This is a genomic window from Lysinibacillus sp. HST-98, assembly GCF_016757845.1.
GTDB lineage: Bacteria > Bacillota > Bacilli > Bacillales_A > Planococcaceae > Lysinibacillus > Lysinibacillus capsici.
On sequence record NZ_JAENHX010000003.1, the window covers coordinates 151,412 to 168,622 of the forward strand.

At 41.5% G+C, this 17,211-nt stretch carries 13 protein-coding genes; 12 read left to right on the forward strand and 1 reads right to left on the reverse strand.

Features of this window, described 5'->3' with window-relative positions; all coding sequences use genetic code 11:
- Positions 1 to 13 precede the first annotated feature (13 nt).
- The 3 genes from JIN86_RS09315 to JIN86_RS09325 all read left to right on the forward strand — a co-directional run bounded on the left by JIN86_RS09315 (position 14) and on the right by JIN86_RS09325 (position 3,964).
- On the forward strand, positions 14 to 1,588 hold the full coding sequence (locus tag JIN86_RS09315) for an OPT/YSL family transporter (protein WP_004269402.1): 1,575 nt from the start codon (positions 14 to 16) through the stop codon (positions 1,586 to 1,588).
- Positions 1,589 to 1,604: 16 nt separating this feature from the next.
- Positions 1,605 to 2,648 (forward strand): S-methyl thiohydantoin desulfurase domain-containing protein, encoded by a 1,044-nt coding sequence (locus JIN86_RS09320; protein WP_009370450.1) that lies wholly within the window; start codon positions 1,605 to 1,607, stop codon positions 2,646 to 2,648.
- Between the two features lie 701 nt (positions 2,649 to 3,349).
- Complete coding sequence (locus JIN86_RS09325) at positions 3,350 to 3,964, forward strand: HD domain-containing protein (protein WP_202341774.1); 615 nt, start codon at positions 3,350 to 3,352, stop codon at positions 3,962 to 3,964.
- A 139-nt stretch (positions 3,965 to 4,103) separates the two neighbouring features.
- Here the strand turns inward: JIN86_RS09325 and JIN86_RS09330 are convergent, their stop codons facing one another.
- A complete protein-coding gene (locus JIN86_RS09330) occupies positions 4,104 to 5,510 on the reverse strand; it encodes a pyridoxal phosphate-dependent decarboxylase family protein (protein ID WP_202341775.1) in 1,407 nt (468 codons plus the stop codon).
- 101 nt (positions 5,511 to 5,611) lie between these two features.
- On the opposite strand from JIN86_RS09330, the gene pdxR reads away from it, so the two are divergent.
- From pdxR to JIN86_RS09375, 9 genes are all read left to right on the forward strand, one after another.
- Positions 5,612 to 7,078, forward strand: coding sequence for a MocR-like pyridoxine biosynthesis transcription factor PdxR (gene pdxR, locus JIN86_RS09335; protein ID WP_202341776.1), 1,467 nt, complete (start codon positions 5,612 to 5,614; stop codon positions 7,076 to 7,078).
- Positions 7,079 to 7,199: 121 nt separating this feature from the next.
- A complete protein-coding gene (locus tag JIN86_RS09340) occupies positions 7,200 to 9,086 on the forward strand; it encodes an ABC-F family ATP-binding cassette domain-containing protein (protein WP_202341777.1) in 1,887 nt (628 codons plus the stop codon).
- 12 nt (positions 9,087 to 9,098) lie between these two features.
- Positions 9,099 to 10,226 carry a conserved virulence factor C family protein gene (locus JIN86_RS09345; protein WP_202341778.1) on the forward strand — a complete coding sequence of 376 codons (1,128 nt, stop codon included), beginning with the start codon at positions 9,099 to 9,101 and terminating at the stop codon, positions 10,224 to 10,226.
- Positions 10,227 to 10,645: 419 nt separating this feature from the next.
- Positions 10,646 to 11,878, forward strand: a complete 1,233-nt coding sequence (locus tag JIN86_RS09350) for a M20 family metallopeptidase (RefSeq protein WP_004229602.1) — start codon at positions 10,646 to 10,648, stop codon at positions 11,876 to 11,878.
- Positions 11,875 to 12,963, forward strand: a complete 1,089-nt coding sequence (locus tag JIN86_RS09355; protein WP_202341779.1) for a tartrate dehydrogenase — start codon at positions 11,875 to 11,877, stop codon at positions 12,961 to 12,963. The genes JIN86_RS09350 and JIN86_RS09355 overlap by 4 nt, the downstream gene beginning before the upstream one ends.
- A 1-nt stretch (position 12,964) precedes the next feature.
- Positions 12,965 to 13,711: an SDR family NAD(P)-dependent oxidoreductase gene (locus JIN86_RS09360; protein ID WP_202341780.1), complete on the forward strand. Its 747-nt coding sequence runs from the start codon at positions 12,965 to 12,967 to the stop codon at positions 13,709 to 13,711.
- A 10-nt stretch (positions 13,712 to 13,721) separates the two neighbouring features.
- Entirely contained in the window at positions 13,722 to 15,176 is a 1,455-nt protein-coding gene (locus JIN86_RS09365) for an aldehyde dehydrogenase family protein (protein ID WP_202341781.1), read from the forward strand.
- Between the two features lie 15 nt (positions 15,177 to 15,191).
- Positions 15,192 to 16,226, forward strand: a complete 1,035-nt coding sequence (locus tag JIN86_RS09370) for an ABC transporter ATP-binding protein (RefSeq protein WP_009374232.1) — start codon at positions 15,192 to 15,194, stop codon at positions 16,224 to 16,226.
- Positions 16,195 to 17,208, forward strand: a complete 1,014-nt coding sequence (locus JIN86_RS09375; RefSeq protein WP_202341782.1) for an ABC transporter ATP-binding protein — start codon at positions 16,195 to 16,197, stop codon at positions 17,206 to 17,208. The genes JIN86_RS09370 and JIN86_RS09375 overlap by 32 nt, the downstream gene beginning before the upstream one ends.
- Positions 17,209 to 17,211 lie beyond the last annotated feature (3 nt).

Below are 17,211 nucleotides of genomic sequence, written 5' to 3' on the forward strand. Positions count from 1 at the left end.
GGGAGCTGACACTATGAATAATAAAGTATTACATCCAAGGGCTTTAGAGCCTGTAACTCTACTAATGATCGTCTTAACATCTGTTGTGGGGGCCATTATTGGGATACAGCTGATTACGACTTTAGGGATTTCTGCCAATACATCAATCGTTGGGGCAATATTTGCGATGATTCTTGGAAGAATACCGATTGGCAAGCTAATTGCCTTTAAATCTGTACACAGACAAAATATTATTCAAACAGCCATTTCGGCAGCAACATTTAGTGCAGCAAGTAGTTTAATGTTGCCAATCGGTATTCCATATGTATTAGGCTATGAAAATTTAGTATTACCATTGTTTATCGGTGTTATTTTAGCGATGTTTGTTGATGCTTTATTATTATATAAATTTTTCGATACAAAGATTTTCCCAGCAGCAGGTACTTGGCCACCGGGAATTGCAACAGCTGAAGCCATTAAAGCGGGCGATAAAGGCGGTAAGAATGCAAAGGTATTAATTGGTGGCGTGTTAATTGGTATCGTGGGATCTGTTTTGAAAATTCCAATGTCAGCTTTTGGGGTAGCGTTCATCGGTAATATTTGGGCACTGACGATGTTTGGGATTGGGCTTTTATTAAGAGGCTATTCTGTTCAATTATTTAATGTTGACTTAAATGCTTACTATATTCCTCATGGCGTTATGATTGGTGCTGGGATTGTAGCACTTTTCCAAGTAGCTTTTGCCTTATTGAATAAAAAGTCAGCTAAAAAGTCAGAAGAGTTAAGCTATTCAAAAGATGCAAAAGAAATTCGCCAAGCATTTGGTGTTGGTTTTATAGCTTATTTGGCCATTGCTCTGTTAATCGCTATTTTAGGCGGTATTATTTCACACATGTCTTTCGGTATGTTAATAGGATTCATCATCTTTGCAACGATTGCTGCATTTGTCCATGAGCTAATTGTGGGTATCGCAGCAATGCATGCGGGTTGGTTCCCAGCATTTGCAGTGGCATTTATTACACTGATTGTGGGTATTTTAATTGGTTTCCCAGCGCCAGCACTGGCATTACTAGCAGGGTATAGTGCTGCTACAGGGGTAGCGTTTGCGGATATGGGCTATGACTTAAAAACTGGTTTCATTTTACGTGGTAATGGTAGTGATGTTGCATTAGAAAAAGAAGGTCGCAAGCAACAATTGATTGCTGGTATGTTAGCTTTTGCAATTTCGGCAGTTGTAGTTCTGCTATCCTATAAATCTTATTTTGCACAGGATTTAGTAGCACCTGTTAACCATGTGTATGCAGCCACAATTCAATCAGGTGTTACAGGCGATGTAGCAAAACAATTAATGATATGGGCGATTCCAGGTGCATTAATTCAGCTCATCGGTGGTTCAAAACGTCAAATGGGTATCTTATTTGCAACAGGTCTATTACTTGTCAATCCAATTGCTGGTTGGGCTGTTCTAGTTGGTATCTTACTACGTGTAATTTTCACATATGTGACGAAAGGTAAGAGAGAATCTGAAATGACAGTGTTTGCAGCAGGTGTTATTGCCGGAGATGCTTTATATAGCTTCTTCACTTCTATTATCAAAATAGGGAAATAGAAAGGGGTAATAAAGGATGACAAAAGTATTGTCCTATGAGGATGGGATTGCGGCCGTTTATGGAGGAGCAATCCTTGGCGGAGGCGGCGGTGGTCTCCTAGAGGAAGGACTCAAGCTAGTAGAGGAAATCTTTGCAGCAGGCGAACCTCAAATCGTGGATATTACCGAATTAGATCAAGAAGATTTAGTTGCCTGTGTGGCAATGGTAGGTGCGCCATCAGCGGTCGATCAATATATTTCAAATGAACAGCTTTGTTGGAGCTATCGTAGTATGAACAACCATATCAATCAACGTCTAAAGGGCATCATTACCAATGAAAATGGTGCCATCACGACGATCAATGGCTGGTTGCAGTCAGTTTTATTAAATGTACCTGTTGTGGATGCTCCCTGTAATGGACGAGCACATCCAACGGGAATCATGGGTTCTTTAAATCTCCATGAACAAGAAGAATATCAATCCGTACAATTTTATGCAGGAGGAAAAGATGACTTCGCGGTCCAAGGGTTTGTGGAAGGAAATTTACACAGCACCGCAAAGACAGCACGCCAAGCTTCTATATTAGCAGGCGGACTAGTAGGGGTCACTCGAAATCCTGTGACGATTGACTATTTACAAAAACATGGCGCACCAAATGCGATCACTATGGCCATAGAACTTGGCTATCGCTTCTTAAATGGGCAAACCTTTGAAGAAAAGCTAGCCCATGTGTTGCAGTATTTGAATGGGGTGCACATCGTATCAGGTGCCGTCACAAATTATTCGTTAACAAAGGAAAATGGCTTCGATGTAGGGAAATTATCAGTGGGGGATTACCATCTGACGTTCTGGAATGAATATATGACATTATCGAAGGAAGGGCAGGTACAATCCAAATTCCCAGACCTCATCATGACGTTCGATACAGAGAAAATGATGCCAGTTCCAAGTGCAAGTATTAAAGAGGGAATGCATGTCACAGTGATACATGTAGACCAATCTAACTTAAAATTAAGTACAACCATGCAAAACGAGGCTCTATTGCGGGAAATTGATGAAGTGATCAAAGGCGTTCTATGAAATAAGAAAACAAAACAGTAAAAGCTGCCATCATCTACTTGAATGTAAGATGGGCAGCTTTTATTTGTCCTTCAGCGGGATGGTAATACATTTTATCACAATCGTTCCTACTTCCTTTTTCACTTCATACATTGATGGCTTAAATGAATTTCTTACTGATTTGCACAACTCATCGAACGTGGTATTCACAAGCTGTAAGCAATTATCGTGTACGATTTTCATTAAAGGGAGGAGCTACGTTCATACATAATCAAGGTATTGACTAGAAGAAGGTAACAACCAGTAATGAAAAAACAATGCACTTCTGCTACAACTGGCGAACTCCTTTTGGTCATGCAACAAACTAACTTGTTGTTCACATTATCGGCATGTACAGTTGGCTATGCGGGTTAAACAAAGAATTTCTAAGGGAAAGTGTTCACTTTTATTTGTTAAGATGATAGGTCTTCAATACGCACGTCATCTTTTAAACAGGTTATTCAATTGTAAGCCCGCTGAAGTTAATGTTAAATCTGTTAAACACACAGCTGATGTACATTGCTGAAAAATATGAGGTACAGAACAGATAGCTGTTCTGTACGTTTATCATACAATATTCAGAAAAATTAGTCAATTGAAATGGGTTTGATTTTTAATTTTTCTAGATTACCTCTTATGTAATAAAATACAGTATAATTTGTAGGAAAGGATGAGTGTAGACTATGAATCATTTAATGAATAAAGTACGTGAAATATATGAGCAATTTGATGCTAGTCATGATTTTCAACATATTGAGCGTGTCTATCAAAATGCATTAGCTATCCTACATAGCGAGCCAACAGCAGATGAAGAAGTTGTGAAAATAGCTGTACTTTTACATGATGTCAGTGACAAAAAGTATACCGATAGCAAGGAAAAGGAAGAACAGCTTATTGCGGAATTACCTGTTAGCGAGGGAAAAAAGCAACATATTCGAGATTGCATCGCTCAAGTGTCATTTAATGGTGGGAATGAGCTAGAAGCAACATCATTGGAAGCAAAAATCGTCCGAGATGCAGATCGTTTAGATGCGATTGGTGCTATTGGCATTGCCAGAACATTTGCTTACGGTGGAGCAAAAGGTCGCAAGCTTTATGATAAGGAAGAAGAAGCACGTACAAATATGTCAGAGTCAGAATATCGTCAAAAAAATACCGCGTCTGTTACTCATTTTTATGAGAAATTATTACTGCTAAAAGATTTAATGGTGACGGAAAAGGGCAAGCAAATGGCACTTGAACGTCATCAATTTATGGAAAGTTTTTTAAAGCAACTCCAGCACGAAATCGGTCAGTAGCACATAGCACAAAACCGCCTTTTCAATTTGAAGGGCGGTTTTTGTTCATTATTGAGTGCCATTCCTATGGCAAGGTGGTGATTTAGTTTTTGTAGTGACTATCAAATAGATTGGAGGAGCAACAAGTGTTACTCCATTCTTAGATGGATTCATTAAAAAAAGAGGATATCGCTGTTGTTAATGCTTCCCAAATGATTGTCAGGTCTGCTTGGGAAGTGCGCCAATTACTGAAAGCCGCACGAATAGCTGGCATACCTTTGTAGACAGTTGGCGTCATGTATACTTGGCCTTGTTGATTTAAAGTTGTTAAAAATTGTTGGTTCATTTCAGCTGTTAGTGCCTCATGATTGACCGCGAAGCACACGATATTCAGTCGAACAGGTGCTAGCAATGTAAAGTAGGGACTATCATCTATTTTTTGACCAAGCTGTTGTGCGAGTAATACATTTTCTTCTATTAATTGTTGGTAGCCCAATTTACCATAGGCCTGTAAAGAAAACCAAGCAGGCAGCGCACGAAAACGACGTGAATTTTCAGGTGTAAGATCACAGAAATCTGGATTTTCAAGGGAACTACCAAGATAGGCTGCATTATTTTGAAAAACGGTTGCTTGCAACGATTGATGACGGGTAAATTGCATAGCGGCATCATAAGGGACGTTCAGCCATTTATGTGCGTCAATTGTAATTGAATCTGCATAATTCATGCCCTCAACAAAGTGACGATACTTTGGTGAACAGGCTGCAAAGCCACCAAAAGCCGCATCGATATGAAGCCAGAAAGGGTATCGCTTTTTTAGCTCGCCAATTGCTTGTAAATCATCAAAGTCAACGGTATTGACAGTTCCTGCATTTGCTACAACTATACACGGCTCATGTGGATTTTCTTCAAGAAACTGCTGTAATTTTATGATGTCAATTGCTTCTCGCTGCTCTAGGCATAGGATAGTATGAATGGAATTTCTCCCCATGCCAAGCATAGAAGTTGCTTTGATAATACTTGAGTGGGGCGTTCCGCTAACAATCTTTATTGGAGGGATACCATATAGACCATCCAGCGCAGTGTTTTTTCCATAGTATTGTGCAATCCATTCCCTCGCTTGAGCAAGTCCTACAAAATTAGCCATCGTAGCCCCACTGACAAATGTTCCTCGATAATCATCGCTTAATAGTAATAACTCCTTTAGCATGTCAATTGTCGCAAGTTCCATTGAACCAGCAATAGAGCCCTTAGAATGGGATAAGTTTTGATCGTAAACACTTACTAACCAATCTCCGACAATCGAAGCAGGGGTAGATCCACCTGTGACAAAACCCAAGTACCTTGAACCTACACTACTATTTAAGCCTTCAGCAAATTGCTTTGTAAAATATTGAAGTGTTGCCTGAGCACCCTCACCCGCCTCTGGAAGTGTCGAAGCAGGAAGGCTAGGTGAATGGTTCGTTACAGCTCTATGCTCCAGATCAGTAAAAAAATTGGCTGCATGGTCAACTACATCCATTAAAAGCGTTTTTATTTTTTCCTGATCTTGCTTCATGTTCATCATGTGTCATCATTTCCCTTCATATTAACTTAGCTATTTCTGCCTTTACACTATATAGTGATATATATAACAGTCAAATGAAGACTATAACAGTTGGAGGTCCAATGGAAATAAAGTTGAATCGTCAGTCTGATCAATCTTTAATTAATCAGATTTCAACTATCCTTGCAGAGAAAATAAGGTCAGAATTTTTACAGGAAGGGAGCCAATTACCTTCTATTCGGAGCTTTTCAAAAGAAAATCAAGTGAGCCCTGTCACGGTCAGTAAGGCATATGCCTTATTAGAAAGAAATGGTTATATTGAGGTGATACATGGCAAGGGGGCGTTTGTTCGAAACAAAGAACAAAGAAGCACAAATGAGATCGGTAGTGATTACAATTGGCAACTAACCATTACTGATTACATTCAACGTTCACAAGCTATGTTAAATAAAAGAATGGAATATGCGATCAAATTCTCAAGTGCTACCATCCACCCTGGGTTATTACCCTCTGTTTATTTGGTGAATGAAATTGTGGCGATATTACAGGCAGATCCTCAGATTGTGGCTCGTTATGGAACGGTACAGGGGGATGAAGATGTACGAAAGGCAATCCAAGACTATGTCCAAGCATATAGTAATATTGCTACAACACCACAAGAAATTATTGTCACAAACGGTGTACAACAAGGTATAGATATAGTGGCTAAAACATTTATTGGACCAGGAGATATTGTCATTACCGAAGCCCCTACATATACAGCAGCAATCGATGTCTTTAGAAATCGTGGGGCCCACATTATTCCCATACCAGTAGACGAGGAAGGGATGCAGACAACCCTTCTAGCGACACTCTGCCTAAGCAAACAACCAAAGCTTATCTATACAAATCCAACCTTTCACAATCCTACAGGCACAGTTTTAAGTGCAGCGAGGAGGAGAGAATTACTGGAACTTGCCCAACAATATGGCTTTCTTATTGTAGAGGACGATTCATGGAATGAAATCTATTTTGACAATAACCCTCCACCACCACCTCTGAAAGCTTTAGATACAAGTGGTCATGTTATTTATTTAAAAGGCTTTAGTAAGACGTTAGCCCCAAGCTGTAGAATCGGTGCTATCCTTTCAAAAGGTACTGTTCATCAACGACTTTTATCTGCCAAATCCAGTACCGATTCAGGTAACCCCCTATTAACACAAAAGGCACTGATTCCATTTTTACGTTCAGACCGAATGCATGCCCATTTAGAAAAACTGCGCATTGCGCTTGAGATAAGAAGGGATCAGACGATTGCATTGTTGAATAAGTATGCACCAAAAGGCGTTACTTGGATCGAACCAAAAGGTGGGCTTAATATTTGGGTGTCTTTACCTAGTAATGGCAATACGGATGAGCTGTTATGGAAGGCCCAACAAGCCCAAATTACCTTTTTACCAAGCTCAGCTTGTTATCCAGGAGAGCCACAATATCACCATCTGAGAATTAGTTATTCTTATCCTGAACCGCAAGACTTAACACAAGGAATCATCAAGCTTTGTCAGCTTATGGAATCCTATTTACAGGACATGCCACCAGTTCGTTGCTAGTTTGTTGTTCTTTGTTTACCTACGGTTTGATGTTATGATGAATAGTGGATATCAATAATCGTCTACATAAAAATCGTGTGGGCATGAACAATACCTAACATGAAAGAGATGGAATAGTGGAATGAGTCATTTAATTGTACAAAATTTAACCAAAACAGTGGGCGATAAAACCCTTTTTCAAAATATTGAATTTACCATTTATGAGGGAGAGCGGGCAGGCTTAATCGGTATAAATGGAACAGGAAAATCAACTCTGTTATCCATTTTAGCTGGGGACATGGAAGCGGATTCGATGACAGCAGATCGCCCGAATAAATACCGTGTCGCTTATTTACCTCAGGAGCCTACATTTAAGGCAGGCGAAACGGTTTTACAAGCCGTCTTTTCAGGCGATTCGCCCATTTTACAGCTGAATCGTCAATATGAGGAAACGGTTGCTGCTCTAGCAAGTAACCCAACATCCGAAAGTTTACAAAAGACGTTATTTAGTCTGCAACAGCGCATGGATGAAGAGCAGGCATGGGATGTCAATGCCCTTGCGAAGACGGCTTTAACAAAGCTTGGGATTGAAACTTTTGAAAAAGATGTACTAACGCTATCAGGCGGTCAGCAAAAACGTGTTGCATTAGCGAAGGTGTTAATTGAACCAGCGGATCTTTACTTATTAGATGAGCCCACCAACCATTTAGATGTACAGTCTACCGAATGGCTTCAAGAGATGGTCTTACGATTAAAAGGTGCAGTGATTTTCATCACCCATGATCGTTATTTCTTAGATGAATTATCAACACATATTTACGAGTTAGCGAATCAAACCTTGTATCGTCATACAGGGAATTACGGTGATTATTTAGAGGCTCGAGCTATTCGTGAGGAAATGCAAGCTGCTTCTGCACAGAAGGATCGCAATCGTTATCGTTCAGAATTAAAATGGATTCGTCGTGGTGCGAAGGCGCGTTCAACCAAGCAAAAAGCTCGTATTCAACGCTTTGAAAAGCTAGAAGAAAACCTAGAGCGCAAATCAGAAGATGTTTCCTTGGAGATGGGACTTGCGACAACACGACTTGGTCGTAAAGTACTGGAGGCTGAGAATATTTCAAAAGCCTTTGGACAGCAAAAAATCCTTGAAAACTTCTCATTTTTACTACAGCAAGGTGATCGAATTGGTATTATCGGCGCGAACGGTGTAGGAAAATCAACTTTATTGAACATGCTAGCAGGAGAGCTGACACCCGATCAAGGTGAAATTCTTGTTGGGTCAACGGTCAAGCTGGCACATTTTAAGCAAACATTGCCGAAAATGAATGAAAATGAGCGCATGATTGAATATATACGTGAGGCTTCAAATGATATTACAGATGCTGAGGGCGTCCGTTACTCAGCAGCTCAAATGCTGGAGCGCTTTTTATTCCCGTTGCATGCTCATGGTACTCCAATTGGAAAATTATCGGGCGGTGAGCGCAAGCGTCTTCATTTATTACGTTTATTGATGGAGCAACCAAACGTCTTATTATTGGACGAGCCAACGAATGATTTAGATATTGAAACATTAGGTGTGCTAGAGGATTTCATCGAGCATTTCCCAGGCGTGGTTATCACGATTTCCCATGATCGTTTCTTCCTCGACCGTATTGCGAAAAAGCTATGGATACTAGATGGTCGAGGAAAAGTAGAGGAAACACTGGATCTATACAGTGAGTATCTGGAGAAACGTGAGCAGACAGCTACTGTCAAAGTAGAAACGCCTAAAGTAGAAAAGACCAAATCAGAAAAGCCAAAATCAGACAAAAAAAAGCTATCGTTTAAAGAGCAAAAAGAATGGGAAACGATTGCAGACGAGATAGAGAAAACAGAAACGGCTATGATGCAGACCGAAGAAGGAATCGCCAATGCAGGCTCAGATTTTACCAAGCTACAAGAATTAACAGCTAAGTTGGATGAGCTAAATGCACAGTATGAGCATCTAATTGAAAGATGGTCGTATTTAGATGAAATAGTTAACGGATAAGGAGCGATAGACATGAAGATTATTACCATTGAACCGACGCCAAGTCCCAATTCTATGAAGATTGTTGTTGATACAGAGCTACCATTCGGGAAGAGCTATAATTTTACAAAGGATAATAAAGACGAAGCAACAGGCGAGGCAGCTGCTATTTTAGCGATTGAGGGAGTAAAGGGCGTTTACCATGTAGCCGATTTCTTTGCTGTTGAGCGCAATGCCAAATATGCATGGGAAGGTATTCTAGCAAGTATTCGTCAAGTGTTAGGGGAAGATGTCCAAACACAAGAAGAAACGGTTGTGGCCAATGAATTTTATGGAGAGGTTTATGTCCATGTACAATTTTACAAGCAGGTGCCTTTACAAGTAAAAGTTTTTGATAACCAACGTGAATATCGTATTAGCTGCGGAGACCGTTTTGTCGATGCTTTTAATCAAATTATTGAGTCAGCAGTAGATGAAAACTATATTTTCCAACGTAAGTGGATTGATTATGGGGTTCGCTACGGTGAGCTTGAGGAAATTGCTGAAACAGTCAAACAGGAGATTGATGTCACTTATTCTGCAGACCGTTTAGCAGAAATTGTCACAGCTATCAATAATGATGGTGAAAAAGCCACTGTGAAAACGGATAAACTTAAAGTGACAGTAGAACAGTTCAAGCAACCTGAATGGGAGAAACGCTTCCAACTGCTCGATCAAATGGCTGATCCTGAGCTAGACGATCTACCGCTATTAGATTTAGCTTTACAGGATGAACAAATGTCTATCCGTCGACTAGCGACGGTGTACTTAGGCATGATTGAGGATGTGGCAGTTGTCCCTTATTTAGAAAGAGCCCTACAAGATAAAAGTGCAGCTGTACGTCGAACAGCAGGTGACTGCATGAGTGACCTGGGCTTTGTAGAATTTGAAGAAGCCATGCTGCAAGCCTTACAGGACAAAAACAAATTGGTTCGCTGGCGCGCAGCCATGTATTTATATGAGGTCGGCACAGAACAATCCTTACCAGCATTGAAGGCTGCCGAAGATGACAAAGAATTCGAAGTGAAGCTACAAGTGAAAATGGCCATTGCCCGTATTGAACAAGGAGAGGAAGCAAAAGGCTCGGTTTGGAAGCAAATGACCGAATCCCGTCAACAATAATCAGGAAAAACCAGCAAATGCTGGTTTTTTTGTTTTGTAATGCAGGAGTTTGCTCTAATAAGAGGGAGAGGTTGCATCTGAATAGTGAAGGTTCTCTCCAAGTGGTGAGCGAACCGCTCCAAAGAACCAAAAACTCTTTCTCCAAATTAAAGAAATCCCGCTCAAAAAAAGTGTCGCTCTCTTCCAAACTAAAAATCTCTAACCACGTCAAAATCAAAATCAATACTCTCTTTCATTTGATGGATTAATCGAAAAACTGCGTAAAACAGAAAAAAATGTTTTTTTCTAGTGATTTATTGCTAAACAAAAAGTTAAAGGCGTTCTTTGAATCATTAACATATTGTCTAGTTTCATAGAGAAAGGACAATGTTAAAATAACATAAATTCAGAATATTCTTTAAAAATAGGAGGTCCTTTGCATGACAGTAACTAGTTTAAAGACAACAACATCGTATGTGCGAGATCGTGAGACGGTCATCGCCTTAACACAGAAGCTCGTGCGCATTGAAAGCGTTTACCGTGAGAACGATCCGAAGGGCAATGAGCAAGAGGTGGCAACTTTTGTAGCAGCGTATTTACGAGATATTGGCATCGAGACGCATATCGAGGAGGTTGTGCCAGGGCGACCAAATGTCATTGGTATTATTGATTCGGGCAAGCCTGGGAAAACATTACTTTTCGAAGGACATACGGATGTGGTGACAGAGGGCAATCGAGAGGCTTGGGCCTATGATCCATTTGGAGCAGAAATTGTAGATGGGCGTATGTATGGCAGGGGAACGAATGATACAAAAGGGAATCTTGCTTGTATGATTACAGCTTGTCAGTCATTGCTACTAGATCAAGAGGCGTTTACAGGCAAAATTATTTTATGTATTCCTTGTGATGAAGAAGGGCTTATGCTGGGCATTAAACATTTTATTAAAAATGGCTGGGCTGATGGTGTGGATGGTGCGATTATCTGTGAGCCACAGGAAAATAATGTGTGTATTGCACAACGTGGGGCTATTCGTTTACAGGTAGATATTTTCGGCAAAATGGCGCATGGTGCGATTTCGTGGAGTGGCATCAATCCTAACTGGCGTATGGCACGTTTCATCGTAGAGCTTGAAAAATTGGAAAAAGAGGAGCAAGCACGATTGGGGCGTGATCCAATGCTGAATTGGCCATCTATTACACCGACGATTTTACGAGCGCCTGTAAAGGGAGATGCACAAATCAATGTCATTCCCGATCATTGTATGACAACACTCGATATTCGTACGGTGCCTGCGCAGGACCATGATGAACTACTGGGCAAGATTGAAGCGATTATTAAACGATTACAAGCAGATGATCCTGATTTCAAAGTAGAGCTGACGGTTCTTGATAACCGACCTGCAACAGCAACAGCGAAGGAAGACCCTGTTGTACAGGCTATATATGAGGCTGTGGGAGAGGTAACAGAGAAGGAACCAAAATATAACGGTGTTCCAGGCGCGACAGATGGTACGTTTCTTCATGTGCATGGTATTCCAATTGTAACGGTTGGAGCAGGAGATCGAGAAATCCCTCATCAAATCAATGAGTATGTGGACATTGAAGAATTGGCAGAAACAACGGCAATTTACCGTTTAGCAGCATTAAAATTTTTGGCGGGTGATGCACAATGACAGCTATCAAAATAGCAGTAATACCAGGAGATGGCATAGGAAAAGAGGTTATGCAGGAAGCGTTAAAAGTTTTAAATTGTTTGCAAGAACAACATAGCTCCTTACAAATTGAAACAACCATCTTTCCTTGGAACTCCGATTACTACGTGCAGCATGGCTGTATGATGCCTAATGATGCACTGGCAACACTTCAAACATATGATGCGATTTTATTTGGGGCTATTGGCGATGCTCGTGTGCCCGATGATGTGACCGTTTGGGAATTAATTATGCCCATTCGAAAGCATTTCCAGCAATATGTGAATTTCCGTCCTATTAAATCACTACCTGGGATCGCGTCGCCCTTGGCTAACGGCAAAGAAATTGATTTTGTGATCTTCCGTGAAAATGCAGAGGGTGAATATTCGGACAGTGGTGGTCGACTGTACCAACAGCAGCCGCAGGAAATGACGATTCAAAATACAATCATGACGCGCATTGGGATTGAAAAGATTGTCCATGCTGCCTGTGATTATGCGAAGCAACACGGTAAAACCAAAATAACAAGTGCGACAAAATCGAATGCCATTATTCATTCGATGAAATTCTGGGACGAGCATACAAGCAAAACGGTGGCTCAAAGTTCACCAGCACTACAGCTCGAATCCATTTATATCGATGCACTCGTTGCTTATTTCGTAGAACGACCACAGAATTTTGAGGTGGTGGTGGCGTCCAATTTGTTTGGCGATATTTTATCTGATTTAGGCTCTGCCATTGTCGGAGGACTTGGCCTGTCTCCATCAGCCAACCTGAATCCAGAAAAGGATTTTCCTTCGATGTTTGAGCCTGTTCATGGCTCAGCACCAGATATTGCAGGCAAGGGCATTGCCAATCCAATTGCTCAAATTTGGTCGCTTGCCTTACTGCTTGGCCATCAAGGCAGACCAGATTTAGAACAGCTCATTGTTAAAGCCATTACAGCAGTACTGCAAGAAGGCGTTGTGAAAACAGCAGATATTGGTGGACAAGCAACAACAGCACAAATGGGCGATGCGATTTGTCAGGAAATTATTAATAGAACTTTAACAGCAGGAGGTGTTTAGCATGGCAGTTGAGCAAAAGGTGATTGTGGTTACTGGTGCGGGAGGCGGTATGGGCAAGGCCATTATTCAAGAGCAATTAAAGCAGGGCAATCGAGTTGTTGGACTTGATCTATCCATAGATGCCTTATCAGATATTGCACAGGATGCCCTTCAATGCTTTGAAGTCAATGTGTTACAGGAGGAACGTGTGCAAGACATCTGCCAGCAGGTTTTTGATAAGTATGGCAGAATAGATGGTCTTGTTAATGCACTGGGAATTGCCCAGTCAGCTACACCGATTGAAGAGGTCACAATGGATGAATGGAATCGATTAATGGATGTTAATGTGAAAAGTTTATTTATCACGACAAAAGCAGTTGCCCCTTTTATGAAAAAACAGCAAAGGGGCTCTATTATTACAATTGCCTCGATTTCAGCAGTGCGACCAAGACCGGGCTTACAGGCTTATATTGCATCCAAGGGTGCAGCAGAGAGCTTTACGAGAGGACTGGCAATTGAACTAGCATCTAGTCAAATTCGGGTTAATACGATTCATCCAGGACCAGCCGACACACAAATGCTTGGTCAATTCGCCGCACAGGGTGCAGACGTAGAGCAGACGAAGCAAAGTGTCTTTGTGCAATCTGTGCCATTAGGACGATTAGTGAAGCCAGCAGATATAGCAGGAGCTGTTAGTTATTTACTATCAGATGCAGCAAGTATGGTCACAGGAACGACATTACATGTAGATGGTGGCCGTGGATTATAGGAGGGGTATAATGAAAAAAATTCCTATGTTGATAGATGGTGAGTGGGTTCACGGTGATGCACAGACATACCTCGATGTTAAGAATCCCTCAACAGGTGAAGTGATTGCACAAATTGGCAACGCAAGTAAAGAACATGTAGAAGAGGCAGTGCGTGCAGCACGAGTAGCCTTTGAACGAGAGGACTGGCGTCAATGGAAAGCCTATGAACGTGGGCAGTTATTGATCGAATTTGCTCATTATATTCGTAAGCATGCAGAGGAATGGAGTTTACTAGAATGTCGGGATGTAGGAAAGCCCTTATCACAGGCAAGAGCAGATATTGAAGCAGCGGCTCGCTATTTTGAATTTTATGGTGGTGCAGCGGATAAGGTGATGGGAGATACCATTCCAATTGAGGATGGGCTATTAAATGCAGTAGTGCTAGAGCCAGTGGGCATTACGGTACATATTGTGCCATGGAATTATCCGATTCAAATTACGGCAAGAAGTGTAGCAGCCGCTATCGCAACTGGTAATGCAGTCATTGTGAAAAGTGCGGAGGATACACCGCTAACAACACATGCCATTGCACAATGGTTCGCCGATAAGTTGCCAAAAGGGATTTTCCAGCATATTACGGGTTTGGGACGAGAAGTTGGTCCTTATTTAACTTCACATCCCGATATTAATCATATTACGTTTACAGGTTCTGTTCCGACAGGAATTGCGGTGATGAAGGCGGCTGCAGAAAATGTTGTGCCTGTGACATTAGAGCTTGGTGGTAAATCTCCTAATATTGTTTTTGCGGATGCTAACATGGAGCAGGCATTAGAGGGAGTCGTACGTGCGATTATCCAAAATGCTGGTCAAACTTGTTCAGCAGGGGCACGTTTACTCATTGAGGAACGTATAAAAGAGTCCTTTATTTCCCGATTAGCGCAAAGATTCCAAGCGATCCAAGTAGGACCAGGTGAGGCAGATATGGAGATGGGACCGTTACTGAATGAACAACAATATACAAAAATCACTGCATTATTACAGCAAGCACAGGTAGATGGCTATGTTGTGACGGGTGGGGAACCATTGACATTGGCAGGCTATGAGAATGGTTTTTATGTTCAGCCAACTATACTTGATGGTGTTGATCCAAATGATCCATTAGCTCAGGAGGAAATTTTCGGTCCAGTGTTAACCGTCTTGACATTTTCAACTGTAGAGGAGGCCATCGCATTAGCCAATAGTACGGACTATGGCCTAGTGGCGGGCATTTGGTCACAAAATATCGATACGGCTCATTATGTGGCAAGCCGTGTGCAGGCTGGCCAAGTATTTGTCAATAATTATGGGGCTGCTGGAGGCATTCAAATGCCGTTTGGCGGCTATAAAAAAAGTGGAATTGGTCGAGAGAAGGGCTTTGTTGCACTGCGAAACTATACGCAAATGAAAAATATCGCTATACGCTATGCACCACCTAATCCACACTGAGATGGAGGGACGCATATGGAACAGCCAAAAGAAAAAGATGTACTTTTAGAGGTCAATCACTTATCAATTAAATTCCATTTAAAAAATGGCAAAGAGGCAAAAGTTGTGGAAGATGTGAATTTTACTATTCATAAAGGAGAAACCGTTGCACTGGTCGGTGAATCGGGGAGTGGCAAAAGTATTACATCCTTAGCCATTATGCGGTTGCTGCCTATACCTCCAGGTGAAATTACGTCAGGTTCTATCACTTTAAACGGTAAAAATCTACTTACCTATAAAAATAAAGAAATGAACCGTATTCGAGGCAATGAAATTAGTATGATTTTTCAAGAGCCAATGACCTCTTTAGATCCCGTTTTTACGATTGGCAATCAAATGATTGAAGGCATACGAAGACACCAAAAGGTATCGAAAAAAGAGGCATGGAATAAAGCGCTACAGCTTTTAAAAGAAGTGGGAATTGCGAATGCAGAAAAGGTCATCGCCGAATATCCTCACCAACTCTCAGGCGGGATGCGACAAAGAGTCATGATTGCCATTGCGATGTCGAATAATCCGCAGCTATTGATTGCGGATGAGCCAACTACGGCACTTGATGTCACGGTTCAGGCACAGATTTTAAAGCTAATGCTAAAAATGAAGGAAGAGCATCGATCAGCCATTTTATTCATTACCCATGATATGAGCGTTGTTGCAGAGACAGCTGACCGCGTTATGGTGATGTATGCGGGACAGATCGTCGAGGAAGCCCCAGTAAGAGAGCTCTTTTTAAATCCACAGCATCCTTATACAACAGCGCTTTTAAAGACGATGCCAAGCCTTGAAACAGATGTCAAAAGGCTACCATCGATTCCTGGTACTGTGCCACCTGCGTATGCATTACCTGACGGCTGTCGCTTTGCGCCACGTTGTCCCCATGCGCTGGCACATTGTCATCAGGAGCAACCTGCTGTTCATCACATTCAAGAGGCACATAAGGTACGCTGTCATTTATTCACGGAGAAAGGAGAGCTGGCTCATGACGGAGAAAGAAGTTTTGCTGGAAATTAATCATTTAAAAGCCTACTTTCCTGTGAAACGTAAGTCGATGAAGGAAGAGAAAAAGGTCATTAAAGCGGTGGATGATATTTCGATTGAGATTTATAGAGGGGAAACGCTTGGTATTGTTGGCGAATCAGGCTCAGGAAAATCCACCTTTGGGCGAACAATTTTGAAGCTCGTTGAACCAACAGCAGGAGAAGTGTTGTATAAAGGACAGCCCATCCAGCATTTAAAGGGGAATAAGCTGCAAAGTTACCGCAATCAAATGCAAATGATTTTTCAGGATCCCTTTGCCTCACTCAATCCACGGATGCGAATCGGCTCTATTATCGAAGAACCGATGAAGTTGCAATTAACCTTGACGAAGGAGCAACGCAAAGAGCGTGTGAAGGAGCTATTACAAAAGGTAGGGCTACCTGAGGATGCCATGCATAAGTTTCCACATGAATTTTCTGGTGGGCAGCGGCAGCGTATTGGGATTGCACGGGCATTAGCGATTCATCCAGAATTCATTATTGCCGATGAACCCGTTTCAGCACTGGATGTGTCGGTGCAATCACAAGTGCTCAATCTCATGATGGATTTACAGGATGAATTTCAATTAACTTATTTATTTATCTCACATGATTTAAGCGTTGTGAAGCATATTAGTGACCGTGTGGCAGTGCTGTATTTAGGTAGAGTAGTGGAGATTGGGACAAAGAAGGAGCTATATGCCAATCCGTTACATCCCTATACACAAGCATTACTATCTGCCATACCAGTTGTGAATTTTGATGAGCCTAAGCAAGAAATACTTTTACAGGGTGAGTTACCAAGTCCGATGAATCCACCTGTTGGCTGTGTCTTTCATACACGTTGCCCGTATGTGATGGAAAGATGCCATCAGGAGAGACCGAAGCTTCACGATGAAAATGATCATCAACGAGTAGCCTGTTTTTTATATGAAGAAAAATCAGAAAATTTCAATTATTTAACAAGTGAGGTGTGAAGG